A 13,483-nucleotide genomic window follows, 5' to 3' on the forward strand; every position below is an offset into this window, starting at 1 on the left:
GATGTCGATTTTTCACAGCATGAATACAACGGCTTCTGCATTAACATCACAGCGTTTACGCATGGATGTCATCTCCTCCAATATTGCCAATGTTGATACAACGAGAGCGAAACAGGTAAATGGAGAATGGGAGCCATACCGAAAAAAATCTGTCACTTTAAAAGAACAGCAAGGTCAATTTTCAAACTTTTTAAATATGGCAATTGGGAAAACGGAAAAAAATGGTGCTGGAAACGGTGTTAAAGTAAGTTCTATTAAAGAAGATACAGAAACTCCATTTAAACTAGTTTATGATCCATCACATCCCGATGCAAATGCGGAAGGCTATGTTCAAATGTCAAATGTTGACGTATTAAAGGAAATGGTTGACCTTATTTCGGCCAGCCGTTCTTATGAAGCGAATATAACTGCTTTTAATGCTAATAAGAGCATGTTAACAAAAGCATTAGAAATCGGGAAAGGGTGATATTTAAATGGCGATTAATCCAATAACATTCATGTCACCTGCACAATCTGTGAATGAAGTAAATGTTCAGAATCAACTGACTCCTGCAAATGCCCAGCAACAATTTGCAGATACATTAAAAGAAGCGATTGCAAGTGTCAATGAACATCAAAAAACATCAGATACAATGACTCAAAAATTAATTAACGGTGGAGATGTTGATCTTTTTGAAGTAATGATTGCTGCTCAAAAAGCAAGTGTTACTTTAAACACAACAATTGAAGTTCGGAATAAAGCTGTGGAAGCTTATCAAGAAATTATGCGTATGAATGTGTAATATTTTGGAATACGACTGACAAATTGTTGGGCATTCACTTTAAGCGGAGGATTCATAATGAATGAACGACTTACTAAAATTAAAAGCGATTCAACCGGTTTCTGGAAAAGTCGCACCAAAAACCAAAAAGGTGCATTAATCGGTGCGTTAGTAGCTGTCATTGCAATTGCAGCGGTAATTACGTATTTCTCAACGCGTACGACAATGGCTCCGTTATTTCCGGAGATGTCACAGTCTGAAGTAGGGAGAATTACAGAGGTACTTGCCTCACAAGGCGTAAAGTACGAAGTAACAAACGGCGGGACAGTAATATTAGTGCCGGAAAATCAAGTACAGGACTTACAAGTGTCATTAGCAGCCCAGGGTTATCCAGATTCTGGGGAAATTGACACGTCTTTTTTTACATCTAATGCAGGCTTTGGGATGACGGATAATGAATTTAACGTAATTAAGCAAGCGACGATTGAAACGGATCTGGCGAATTTAGTTCGAAAATTCGAAGGTGTCAAAGATGCAAGTGTAATGATTTCTTTACCTGAAGAAGGTGTGTTCCTTAAAGATGCAAAAGGTGAAGCACAGGCGGCAATTGTATTAAATACAGCACCTGGGCACAAATTTTCAGACGATCAAATTAAAGGATTATTTAATTTAGTATCGATGAGTATTCCAAATTTACCTAAAGAAAATATTACAATCATGAACCAGTATTCTGAGTATTACGATCTCGCATCTGCGGAAAGCGGTGGAAACGGAATCGATTCAGTTACTGGCCAAATGGAAGTAAAGAAAACGATTGAGCGTGATTTGCAGCGTCAAGTGCAGCAAATGCTCGGTACGTTAATCGGTCAGGATAAAGTCGTAGTAAATGTTTCGGCTGATATTGACTTTAAAAAAGAAAATCGCGAAGAAAATTTAATCCGACCTGTTGATGAGGAAAATATGGAAGGTATTGAAATAAGTGCTCAACGTATTACGGAAACATATTCAGGCGGTGCTGCAGGAGCGGCTGAAGGTACAACTGAAGCTGGTAGTGTAACAGATAACTTTGTAGATTATGTGGAAGGAACAAACGGTGACGGCGATTACGAACGAGTGGAAGAGACGATTAACAATGATGTAAATCGGATTCGCCGTGAGATTCAGGAAAGTCCTTACAAAATCCGCAATTTAGGTATTCAAGTAATGGTAGACCCTCCAAATGCAGAAGAGGGATTTGATCAAGGTGTTCGTACAGATATTGAACAAATTTTATCGACAATTGTTCGTACATCAATTGATCAAGAAGCTGCAGGAAATCTGACAGACGAAGATATTGCAAACCGTATCGTCGTATCTGTACAGCAATTCCAAGGAAATGATTCGGCGGAAGATCAGCCGCAATCGGTTATTCCTTGGTGGGTATGGGTAATTGGCGGTATATTAGTTGTTGCAATTATATTACTTGTCGTTAATGTGCTCCGTGCACGTCGACGTAAGCAAGATGAAGAAGAACTGGAGATTTTAGAAGAACAGCAGCAGTTAATAGAAATAGAAGATATTTCCGAAGAAAAAGAAACTGAAGCGACTGTACGCCGCAAGCAATTAGAGAAAATGGCGAAAGATAAGCCTGAAGATTTTGCGAAATTATTGCGTAGCTGGATTGCTGAAGATTAATAGGAGGTTCCGCTGTGTCCAAGAAAGATAAAGACCTATCAGGAAAGCAGAAAGCTGCTTTACTGTTAATTTCTCTAGGACCGGAAGTTTCGGCTTCTGTATATAAGCATTTAAGTGAAGAGGAAATTGAACGTCTGACACTGGAAATTTCTAGTGTTAAAAGAGTGGAGTCAACTGTTAAAGAAGAAATTATTGAAGAATTTCACCAAATAGCACTCGCGCAGGACTATATTACACAAGGTGGTATAGGATATGCGAAAACCGTACTGGAAAAGGCATTGGGTTCTGAACAGGCACAGGCGATATTAAATCGTTTAACTTCTTCATTACAAGTAAGACCATTCGATTTTGCCAGAAAAGCAGATCCGTCACAAATTTTCAATTTTATCCAAAATGAACATCCTCAAACAATTGCACTTATTCTCTCTTATTTAGAACCAGGGCAAGCAGGGGTTATTCTATCTTCATTACCACAGGAAGTACAAGCGGATATTGCGAAGCGTATTGCCATTATGGAATCGACGTCACCGGAAGTTATTAGTGAAATTGAATCGGTATTAGAGCGAAAACTATCATCTACTGTAACACAGGACTATACAGAAACTGGTGGCGTAGATGCAGTCGTGGAAGTATTGAATGGTGTGGACCGTCAAACAGAGAAAACAATTCTTGATGCACTTGAAATTCAAGATCCTGAACTTGCCGAAGAAATTAAAAAGCGCATGTTTGTATTTGAAGATATCGTTACACTCGATAATCGTTCAATTCAGCGTGTTATTCGTGACTGTGAAAACGAAGACTTGTTGTTATCGATGAAAGTATCTTCAGAAGAAGTAAAAGAAATTATTTTCCGCAATATGTCTCAACGTATGGCAGAAACATTCCGTGAAGAAATGGATATTATGGGCCCTGTTCGTTTACGTGATGTAGAAGAAGCACAGTCTCGAATTGTAGGAATTATCCGACGTTTGGAAGATGCAGGTGAAATTATTATCGCACGTGGCGGAGGAGATGATGTAATTGTCTAAAATCATCCGTTCAACAAATGCACAGCAACCCGAAGAGTCATCAGTTGTAGAAATTAAACTCCAAAATTTCTTCGAGCCGATTCATTTTGGGAAAACGGAAGATGAACGCATAGAGGAATTGTCCCAGCAAAGCTCGATTGACATTGAAGCAGAACGTCAGCAAATGCTGGAACAGGCCAATTATGAAATCGAGCAGCAAAAAGCTCATTTTGAACAGTACCGAACAGAGCAGCTTGAGGCAATTGAAGCATTAAAACAATCATGGGAAGAGGAAAAACTCGTTCTTCAACAGGAAGCGTATGACGTCGTTTTTGCGCAAGGATATGAGGATGGCATACAAAAGGCAAATGCAACGATGCAACAGTCAATACATGCGGCCAATGAAACGATGACAAATGCGCAAAAAAATGCAGCATCGTATATTGAGTCACAGGAGTCCATCCTTTTGGATCTTGCTTTAACAGCTGCAGAACGCATTATTCATACATCACTTGACCGTGACGATGAAATATTCGTATCCATTGTGCGACGTGGTCTAAAAGAAGCCCGTGAAATGAAAGAAGTTAAATTATATGTATCACCGAAATACCATCCGATTGTGACAGAACAGCAAGAGGAACTAGCGGAAATGTTCCCGGTAAATGTTCCGTTTATGATATTTGTCAATGAAGATCTGCTGGATACAGAAAGCTATATCGAAACAAATCATGGACGTATCGTCATATCAATTGACGAACAATTGCAGGAGCTCCGCAGACAGTTATACGAACTAATCGAAAGTAAGGAATGATAAGGATGAAAATGGCTCAATTAGTTGAACAAATTCCTAATCTTAATACATTTAAAAAGTATGGTAGAGTGACGAGAGTTGTCGGCTTGATGATTGAGTCCCAAGGTCCTGAAAGTTCCATCGGGGACGTTTGTAAAATCCATATCCAAACATCGAAAAATGGACCGCAGGTGATGCTGGCGGAAGTAGTTGGATTTAAAGATGAAATTGTTATTTTAATGCCGTACTCTTCATTGAAGGAAATCTCCATTGGCTGTCTTGTCGAGGGGACAGGTTCGCCGCTGGAAGTGAAAGTAGGTCCGGAACTGATCGGGAAAGTGCTTGATGCGATGGGCAACCCGTTTGATGGGCAGCCATTGCCAAAAGGATTAACAACAGTCCCAACTGAAAAAGAGCCGCCCAATCCTTTAAGCCGTCCGCCGATTAACGACCAGCTGGAAGTAGGGGTAAAGGCGATTGACGGAATGCTAACGGTCGGCAGCGGTCAGCGTGTAGGTATATTTGCAGGATCGGGTGTCGGAAAAAGTACATTGCTTGGGATGATTGCCCGGAACACGGAAGCGGATATTAATGTGATTGCCCTTGTAGGAGAACGTGGACGTGAAGTGCGGGAGTTTATCGAACGCGATTTGGGTCCGGAAGGTTTACAACGGTCGGTTGTCGTAGCAGCTACTAGTGACCAGCCTGCATTAATGCGGATTAAAGCGGCATTTACCGCAACCGCTATCGCTGAATATTTCAGGGACCGTGGCAAGAACGTGATGTTAATGATGGATTCCGTAACACGTGTTGCGATGGCACAGCGTGAAGTTGGACTGGCAATTGGTGAACCGCCTGCAACAAGAGGTTACACACCCTCCGTTTTTGCAATATTACCAACATTGCTGGAACGGTCAGGGACGAATATTAATGGAACGATTACCGCATTTTATACAGTGCTTGTAGACGGTGATGATATGAACGAACCAATTGCGGATGCAGTACGGGGGATTTTAGACGGTCATATTGTACTGGACCGGAATCTTGCCAACAAAGGACAATATCCGGCAATTAATGTATTAAAAAGCGTTAGTCGTCTAATGAATCATATTGCACAGCCTGAACATGTTCAGGCAGCAAGCCGCTTGCGGGAATTATACTACAGCTACTCTAAATCAGAGGATTTGATTAATATTGGAGCATATAAGCGCGGGACATCGAAGGAAATTGATGAGGCGATTATGTATGAGCCGCTTATTACACAATTCTTAAAGCAAGGGTATAAAGATAAAGTTTCGATCGATCAAACTGTCAAAGAAATTATCGCATTATCGAATGGTGGTGCCCGTTAACTATGAAATACAATTATCGCTTCGAAAAAATTCTTATTGTTAAAGATCAAGAAAAAACACAATCGGAACTGGCTTTTAAAGAATCGGTGCAAGTATTTGAAGAAATTGCTACAAAGCTTTATGACCTGTTAAAGAAAAAGGAAGATTTGATCGAATATCAGCAGGAACGTTTAAAAGTTGGTTCTTCGATCGATGAAATCAACCATTATTCAAAATTTATCGATAGTATGGAAAAAACAATAGAAGATGCACAGCAAAAAGTAATGCAGGCACGGGCCAAGATGAATTGGTATGAGGAAAAATTATTGGAAAAAAGTTTGGAAGTACGTAAATATGAAAAAATGCGTGAAAGAGATCAAGAAAGATTCTTGGAAGATCAACTTCATATAGAAGCAATTCAGCTGGATGAGCTTTCCACAATTGCGTATTACAAGAAGGAAATCAGGTGATTCCGTGGCAAAAAAAATAAAAAATACGATGGAACAAGTGGAAGAAATGGAATTGGAAAGCCAATCTCCAAGTTTTTTCAAAAAGTTTTTCTACCTATTTTTAATCCCGTTCATGTTTCTCATCGCAATTTTATTGGTTATTACAACAATGACGGAATATAACGTGTTTAAAATGGCAGATGAGGCGATTGATAAGATTCCATTTATCAGCTCTGATGAAAAAGAGGGAGTAGTAGAAAACAGCACATTAAGTGAACAAAAAGTTGTGGAGCTGCAAGCGGAAATTCAAGAAAAAGAAGCGCAAATTTCACAGCTCCAATCACAAATCGATGCATCAGCGACTGAAAAGGAAGAACTTCTAATTGAGCAGGAACGATTAATGTTTGAAATTGAGAAACTTCAGCGAGATCAGGAAGAGTCGAAAAAAGAGTTCAAAGAAATTTTGTCTACTTTCGAAAAAATGTCTGCAAGAAAAGCGGCACCTATATTAGTTGAAATGAGTGACACAGAAAGTGTGCGTATTATGTCGGAAATGAAACCCGATACATTGTCAGCTATTTTCGCAAAAATGGAGCCTGCAGATGCAGCACGCTTTACAGAGCTTTTATCACAGCAATAGTCCTTGAATGGAGGGAGGTGTAGTAAATGAATATAGCAATGTTACAAACGGTAAAAATGCCGAAGCAGGATTTACAACCGAACACGGTGAAAACAGCCAATCCAGACGCTAAAGGATTTGGAAGTGTGTTTAATTCGATGATCACAAAATCATCTGCTCCAGCCACTAAGCAAACGGAAATGTCAGAAACGCCGCTAGCCGAAAGTGTTGCCGGGATTTTAGAGGAAAGCTCACTGGAAAGTTTACTTGAACAATTAGGTGTTGAGGTGGATGAGTCGGGGCTATTTGCCTTAATAGGTGAAGAAAGTACGCCAATCGCAATAGATGATTTAATGACTGTGGATAACCTTACAGAAATATTAGGAATAACTAAAACGGAGTTGGACGAAATTGTTCAAAAGTTATTAGGTGATGCAAAACAAGATATAACGGATATTTGGTCCCTGATCGAGCAAGCGCCACAAATTTTAAGTGAAGTACTAGCAGTTATTGAAAAGCCTGAGCAAAACAATGTACAACCAAAAGAATTAAAGCAACTTGTCCAGCTATTAAAGTTAGCTCAACTAGCCGGAAGTAAAGTCGATACGGTCTATCGACAGGAAGTCCAGTTAAACAGCTTAAAAGATGCATTGCTGGCATTGGCGAATGAAACTCAAAAGTTAGCGGGAACAGAGCAGAGCACTACGAAAACATCGACTTTCCAACAAGTAGTACAGCAAGGACAGACTGCTCAAACCCAACAGACGACTGTAAAAGTTGAAACGGATACGCAAACAACGGGCCATATACAGCAGCAAGTAACACAGACTAAAACAGTGACCGTTACATTACCTGCAGAAAAGCCGGCACAGTCGGATGCATTAATAAAAGAAATTCAAAACTTAGTTAATCGCAGCCAGCTTTCAGGTCAGCCAGGAAATATGAAATTATTCCTGAAACTGTTCCCGGAAAACCTTGGTCAAATTCGAATTGAATTAGTTCAAAAAGACGGGGTCATGACAGCACGATTATTGGCAACAACAGCGATAGGGAAAGAATTACTGGAAAATAATATTAACCAATTAAAAGCCGGTTTTGTCTCTCAAAATATTCAAATGGAACGAATCGATGTTGCCCAGTCTTTACAGGATGCGGATCGAAATGCGCGTGATCAAAACTTCTTTAATAACTTCTTCCGCAAAAATGATGAAGAAGAGCGGGACAATAACGAAGATACATCAGAAGAAGAAAATGTTTCATTTAAAGATCTATTAAGTGAGGAGGTAGAATAAGTGGCAAACTCAATTTCAAATGATTTTTATTTACAGGCAAATAATGCGAATTTCAAAATAACCGATAAACAAGATAACGGGGCGCTTGGAAAAGATGCATTTTTAAAAATATTAATTACACAATTGCAAAACCAGGATCCGACAAGCCCGATGGATGATAAGGAATTTATTGCACAGATGGCCCAGTTTTCTTCGCTTGAGCAAATGCAAAATATGACAAAGGCGTTGGAAAATTTACTTGAATCACAGCAACAGTCACAATTAATGAACTATTCAACTTTTGTCGGCAAAGAAGTGAAGTGGCATGAAATTACAGATAAAGTGGATGCAAATAACTTGCCAATCTATAACGAGGGAACTGGCGCAATTCAGGAATTAAAGTTTGTAGATGGTGAAGGTGTTTTTGTACTGTCTGACGGCAAGGAAATTAAACCAGGCAATATTTCGTCAATTATTGGTAGTACGAGTACTTCAGAGCCGGCAGTTCCAGCAGGTAATCCATTAGCGGAAGCAAGCCAGCTGATCGGACAGACAGTTCAGTATACAAATGGTGACCAAGTCATTGAGGCAATTATTGAAGCGATTAAAACAAATAATGTGAATATCGAATACATTTTAAATGATGGTTCCCGTTTAACGAAAGACCAATTTACAGTGAGTTCTCAAACAACACAAAATGAAGATGTAACAGAATAAGAGGTGGGGCTGATGAACAGAGTCAATCTTCAACAGATCCCTTACCACCCACCGATAAAGCCGCTAATAAAGCAAAATACTGAGCAAGTATCAAAGCAGTCCTTCATGGACCATTTAAAACAGGCGACCGGCGATGAATTAAAAATAAGCAAACATGCGTCAGAACGGTTGAATGAACGGAATATTTCCATATCCGATCGTGAATGGCAGCAAATTTCCGAAAAAGTGTTTGAGGCGAAAAATAAAGGTGTGAAGCAGCCGTTAGTCCTGTTAGAACAGGCAGCCTTAATTGTAAGTGCAAAAAATGCGACGGTTATTACGGCATTGGATCGTAATGAAGCAAAACAGCAACTATTTACCAATATTGATGGAACAATCCTTTTATAGGCCGGACCTTCAGAAGTAAGGATGCCTACAGTCGTTGAATGATCGATACGACTGAACTAAAAAACAGATTTGAGAAACGAAGGGAGAACGACATTTCATGTTACGTTCAATGTATTCAGGTATTTCAGGCTTAAAAAACTTTCAGACAAAATTAGACGTTATTGGGAATAATATTGCGAATGTTAATACGTACGGCTACAAAAAAGAAAGAACAATTTTTAAAGATTTAATTTCGCAAACACAATCAGGTGCTTCAGGTCCATCAGCAACACGCGGTGGTACGAATGCAATTCAAGTAGGTTTAGGGTCTCAGTTAGCAGCGATTGATACAATTCATAATGCAGGCTCTATGCAAACGACAGGTCGTACACTGGATTTAGCAATTTCAGGTGATGGATTCTTTATGGTGGCAGACTCTGTAGAGGTGAATGAAGGACTAGATGGTGCAGTTGATGAGGTTACAGGCTTGACAAATACTGCCTATACACGTGCTGGTAACTTCTATATGGACAAAAATGGGTATTTAGTAAATGGAGACGGGAAATATTTAGTAGGATTTGCGAATGAAAATATTGCTGAATACGATTCAATTGATGACCCGGAAGGATGGCTTTCTAACTTTGATGATGAAAAAGCTGATACGGTGGGAGATATTGAAGCAGGTGCAAACTTGTTAGAAGCGGGTGCTTTACCAGATGGCACAAATCCTATCCGTATCCCAACTACTGCTCAATCTATGAGTATATCTCAAGATGGAACTATTTCATTTGTAGACGCGGCTGGTAAATTACAATATGCAGGTACTTTGATTTTATCTAAATTCCCAAATGCAAGTGGCTTAGAAAAAACTGGGTCAAACTATTTCCAAGTTACACAAAACTCTGGTGAAGCTTATGCACATTTTGGTACGGTGGATGGCTTGGGTTCAATTAACTCCGGCTTCATGGAAATGTCTAACGTAGATCTTTCGGAAGAATTCACGGAAATGATTGTTGCACAACGTGGTTTCCAGGCGAACTCTCGAATAATTACAACTTCTGATGAAATATTACAAGAGCTTGTAAATTTAAAACGATAGTCTTAATATAGTAGAAATTCATTGAAAATTCATTATAGAAGGGGGGCGGGCCGGCTCTCAACTGCAGGTCCGGCCCTATTTCAATGATTGAGGTGACTCGCCTTAATGGTAAAGCATTTACTTTAAATGCTTTATACATAGAAACAGTTGAAGCATTTCCGGACACCCAAATTACGCTGACGACTGGACGTAAATTCATTGTGTTAGAGACTGAAAAACAGGTACGGGAAAAAGTGAAGACATTCTATCAGCATGTCCAAGTTTTATCGAACCCGCATCTTAGAGGTGAAGAAGATGAAGAATAATAAATTATTGACAATTATGCTAATTATATTAGTGACGATTACTTTATTCGGTGTTATTGTAGTTGTGTTATTGACACAGATGGACAAAGAGAAGCCGGATGGACCAACGATTGATGAAATTATCGAGTCATCAGTAGATATTCCTGAGATTACGACAAACTTGGCAGATGGAAGTTTTGTCCGGATGACTTTAAAAATTCAGGCTTCAGATAAAAAAGCAGGAGAAGAATTGTTTAAACGTGATTTCCAAGTGAAGAATATCGTAATTCAAGAACTTTCAGAAATGGAAGAGACAGCTTTAGAAGGCAAGCAAGGGAAAATTACATTCCAGGATGCAATTAAATCTCAATTAAATGAGGTAATGCAAGAAGGGGAAGTTACGCAAGTGTATATTACTTCATACGTACTTCAGTAATCAGTACTAAACAATTTTAATTTTTGAAATGGAGGTGGGCAAATGGCAGGAGATATAATGTCGCAATCCGAAATTGATGCGCTTTTATCAGCGATATCAACCGGAGAGATGTCTGCAGAAGACATAAAAAAAGAAGATGAAACACGAAAAGTAAAAGTATATGACTTTAAGCGGGCTCTGCGCTTCTCAAAAGACCAAATCCGAAGTTTGACCCGTATACATGAAAACTTTGCGCGACTGTTAACAACATTCTTTTCCGCACAGTTAAGAAGCTACGTCCAAATAACGGTTGCATCTGTGGATCAGATTCCGTTTGAAGAATTTGTTCGTTCAATCCCAAATATGACATTGATTAATGTATTTGAAGTTCCTCCTTTGGATGGCAATATTTTAATGGAAATCAATCCGAACATTGCCTATTCTATGTTGGATCGACTGATGGGTGGAGCGGGTGAAAGTCATAGTAATATTGACAATCTAACGGAAATTGAAACCAAAATTATGACAAATTTATTTGAACGTTCTTTTGATAATTTGCGTGAGGCATGGGATAACGTTGCTGAAATTGATCCGATGCTTGTGGAACTGGAGGTAAATCCTCAGTTTTTACAAATGATTTCACCAAATGAAACGGTTGTTGTTATTTCGTTCAATACAGTTATCGGGGAAACGACAGGAATGATTAATATTTGTATTCCACATGTCGTACTGGAACCGATCGTCCCGAATTTATCTGTTCGCTATTGGATGCAGACAAATACGAAAGCAATTTCACCGGAACAAACAAAAATGCTTGAATCTCGTGTAAAACAGGCACAACTGCCGATCATTGCAGAGTTAGGTTCAACTGATATTACAATTGAAGATTTCCTGACGATGGCTATCGGTGATGTCATTCCTTTAAATCAAAAAATTGAAAATCCATTAACTCTGAAAGTAGGCAGTTTGCCAAAATTTACAGTACAGCCAGGAAAACTCAATAATAAAATGGCTATACAAATTATCGACCCTGTGAAAGGAGGAGACGAAGATGAGTGATGATATGCTCTCCCAAGAAGAAATTGAGGCTCTATTAAGGGGCGAAACGCTGGAGGATTTATCTGCTAATACTGATAGTCCTGAAGAAGAAATTAAAGTTGAGGATCACTTAAATCCAATAGAAATAGATGCATTAGGTGAGGTAGGTAATATCTCTTTCGGCAGTTCGGCAACTGCATTATCCGCTTTATTAGGTCAAAAAGTTGATATTACAACACCTAGTATCTCTATGATAAACCGGAATCGCTTGGAACAGGAATTTCCGCATCCGTATGTTGCAGTTCAAGTAGAGTATACAACGGGTCTTTCAGGAATGAACCTTCTTGTTATCAAACAATCGGATGCAGCGATTATTGCTGATTTAATGCTTGGTGGCGATGGTATAAATCCTAGACCTGAACTAAGTGAAATCCAGTTAAGTGCTGTTCAGGAAGCGATGAATCAGATGATGGGTTCAGCAGCGACTTCCATGTCAACTGTGTTTAACCAAAAGGTTGATATTTCTCCACCGACAATTGACTTACTAAATATTTCACAAAATGAGGGTACAGATAATATACCAGTTGATGAATTATTAGTGAAAATTTCGTTTAGATTACGTATTGGAGAATTGATAGATTCAAATTTAATGCAATTACTCCCTTTAAAGTTTAGTAAAAAAATAGTAAAGTCATTAATGGGAGAAACTGACGAACCTCTTACTGCTGCAACAACTACAGTTGAGCCGGCGCCAGTTCAGCCGCCACAACAACAGCCAATGCAACAACCGACTGGAGGACAGCCTTCAATATTTGAACAACCAGCTCAGCAGCCAGCGCAACAACAATCTGTATATGAGCAACCGGTGCAGCAGCAAGCGTACCAGCAACAGCAACCTGTATATGAGCAGCCGCAGCCAGTTTACCAACAGCCTGCTTATACACCACCACCGGCAAATGTACAGCAAGCTCAATTCGCAAGCTTTGAATCGGCAAATATTACACAAGCTGAGTCTCGCAACTTAAATATGTTGCTTGACATTCCATTACAAGTAACTGTTGAGCTTGGACGTACAAACCGTTCAGTCAAAGAAATACTTGAACTATCAAGCGGTTCGATTATTGAGTTGGATAAGCTTGCAGGTGAACCTGTGGATATTTTAGTAAACAGTCGTTTAATCGCTAAAGGCGAAGTTGTAGTAATTGATGAGAACTTCGGTGTTCGCATCACAGATATTTTAAGTCAGGCAGATCGCTTGAACAATATAAGATAGTTTTAATTGGAGGAATCAGATTATGTCTAAAAGGATTTTAATTGTTGACGATGCAGCATTCATGCGCATGATGATCAAGGACATTTTAACAAAGAATGGTTTTGAAGTAGTAGGAGAAGCTGCTGATGGAATTCAGGCGGTTGAAAAGTACAATGAATTACGTCCGGATTTAGTAACAATGGATATTACAATGCCTGAAATGGATGGTATTGCAGCATTAAAAGAAATTAAAGGCACGGATCCAAATGCGGTAGTGATTATGTGTTCAGCAATGGGCCAACAAGCTATGGTCATCGATGCGATTCAAGCAGGTGCAAAAGACTTTATCGTAAAGCCTTTCCAAGCAGATCGCGTAATCGAAGCGATTCAAAAAGCTTTAGGTTGATCTG

General features: G+C 39.3%; 17 protein-coding genes. All 17 read left to right on the plus strand.

Annotation, left to right across the window (positions count from 1 at the left end):
• Position 1 precedes the first annotated feature (1 nt).
• The 17 genes from flgC to MKY71_RS05030 all read left to right on the plus strand — a co-directional run bounded on the left by flgC (position 2) and on the right by MKY71_RS05030 (position 13,479).
• Complete coding sequence (gene flgC, locus MKY71_RS04950) at positions 2–466, plus strand: flagellar basal body rod protein FlgC (RefSeq protein WP_340731765.1); 465 nt, start codon at positions 2–4, stop codon at positions 464–466.
• A 7-nt stretch (positions 467–473) separates the two neighbouring features.
• Complete coding sequence (gene fliE, locus MKY71_RS04955) at positions 474–782, plus strand: flagellar hook-basal body complex protein FliE (RefSeq protein WP_339175545.1); 309 nt, start codon at positions 474–476, stop codon at positions 780–782.
• Positions 783–839: 57 nt separating this feature from the next.
• The gene (gene fliF / locus MKY71_RS04960; protein WP_340731766.1) at positions 840–2,435 is read left to right on the plus strand and encodes a flagellar basal-body MS-ring/collar protein FliF; all 1,596 of its coding nucleotides are present in this window, start codon (positions 840–842) and stop codon (positions 2,433–2,435) included.
• A 14-nt stretch (positions 2,436–2,449) separates the two neighbouring features.
• Positions 2,450–3,463: a flagellar motor switch protein FliG gene (gene fliG, locus MKY71_RS04965; RefSeq protein WP_339198140.1), complete on the plus strand. Its 1,014-nt coding sequence runs from the start codon at positions 2,450–2,452 to the stop codon at positions 3,461–3,463.
• Complete coding sequence (fliH, locus tag MKY71_RS04970; protein WP_340731767.1) at positions 3,456–4,253, plus strand: flagellar assembly protein FliH; 798 nt, start codon at positions 3,456–3,458, stop codon at positions 4,251–4,253. Before fliG ends, fliH begins: the two co-directional genes overlap by 8 nt.
• Before the next feature lie 5 nt (positions 4,254–4,258).
• Positions 4,259–5,584 (plus strand): flagellar protein export ATPase FliI, encoded by a 1,326-nt coding sequence (gene fliI / locus MKY71_RS04975; RefSeq protein ID WP_340731768.1) that lies wholly within the window; start codon positions 4,259–4,261, stop codon positions 5,582–5,584.
• Positions 5,585–5,586: 2 nt separating this feature from the next.
• On the plus strand, positions 5,587–6,033 hold the full coding sequence (gene fliJ / locus MKY71_RS04980; RefSeq protein WP_340731769.1) for a flagellar export protein FliJ: 447 nt from the start codon (positions 5,587–5,589) through the stop codon (positions 6,031–6,033).
• A 4-nt stretch (positions 6,034–6,037) separates the two neighbouring features.
• Positions 6,038–6,652 carry a MotE family protein gene (locus tag MKY71_RS04985; protein WP_340731770.1) on the plus strand — a complete coding sequence of 205 codons (615 nt, stop codon included), beginning with the start codon at positions 6,038–6,040 and terminating at the stop codon, positions 6,650–6,652.
• Positions 6,653–6,678: 26 nt separating this feature from the next.
• Positions 6,679–7,923, plus strand: a complete 1,245-nt coding sequence (locus tag MKY71_RS04990) for a flagellar hook-length control protein FliK (protein ID WP_340731771.1) — start codon at positions 6,679–6,681, stop codon at positions 7,921–7,923.
• Complete coding sequence (flgD, locus tag MKY71_RS04995) at positions 7,924–8,619, plus strand: flagellar hook assembly protein FlgD (RefSeq protein ID WP_340731772.1); 696 nt, start codon at positions 7,924–7,926, stop codon at positions 8,617–8,619.
• 12 nt (positions 8,620–8,631) lie between these two features.
• The gene (locus MKY71_RS05000; RefSeq protein WP_340731773.1) at positions 8,632–9,006 is read left to right on the plus strand and encodes a TIGR02530 family flagellar biosynthesis protein; all 375 of its coding nucleotides are present in this window, start codon (positions 8,632–8,634) and stop codon (positions 9,004–9,006) included.
• 97 nt (positions 9,007–9,103) lie between these two features.
• On the plus strand, positions 9,104–10,084 hold the full coding sequence (locus MKY71_RS05005; RefSeq protein WP_339198158.1) for a flagellar hook-basal body complex protein: 981 nt from the start codon (positions 9,104–9,106) through the stop codon (positions 10,082–10,084).
• 83 nt (positions 10,085–10,167) lie between these two features.
• Positions 10,168–10,389, plus strand: a complete 222-nt coding sequence (locus MKY71_RS05010) for a flagellar FlbD family protein (protein ID WP_339198160.1) — start codon at positions 10,168–10,170, stop codon at positions 10,387–10,389.
• Positions 10,379–10,804, plus strand: coding sequence for a flagellar basal body-associated protein FliL (gene fliL, locus MKY71_RS05015; protein ID WP_340731774.1), 426 nt, complete (start codon positions 10,379–10,381; stop codon positions 10,802–10,804). The genes MKY71_RS05010 and fliL overlap by 11 nt, the downstream gene beginning before the upstream one ends.
• Positions 10,805–10,846: 42 nt before the next feature.
• The gene (fliM, locus tag MKY71_RS05020; protein ID WP_340731775.1) at positions 10,847–11,842 is read left to right on the plus strand and encodes a flagellar motor switch protein FliM; all 996 of its coding nucleotides are present in this window, start codon (positions 10,847–10,849) and stop codon (positions 11,840–11,842) included.
• Positions 11,835–13,094 (plus strand): flagellar motor switch phosphatase FliY, encoded by a 1,260-nt coding sequence (gene fliY / locus MKY71_RS05025; protein WP_340731776.1) that lies wholly within the window; start codon positions 11,835–11,837, stop codon positions 13,092–13,094. The genes fliM and fliY overlap by 8 nt, the downstream gene beginning before the upstream one ends.
• Before the next feature lie 22 nt (positions 13,095–13,116).
• On the plus strand, positions 13,117–13,479 hold the full coding sequence (locus MKY71_RS05030) for a response regulator (RefSeq protein WP_339198168.1): 363 nt from the start codon (positions 13,117–13,119) through the stop codon (positions 13,477–13,479).
• Positions 13,480–13,483 lie beyond the last annotated feature (4 nt).

This window comes from Solibacillus sp. FSL W7-1324, from assembly GCF_038008025.1.
GTDB lineage: Bacteria > Bacillota > Bacilli > Bacillales_A > Planococcaceae > Solibacillus.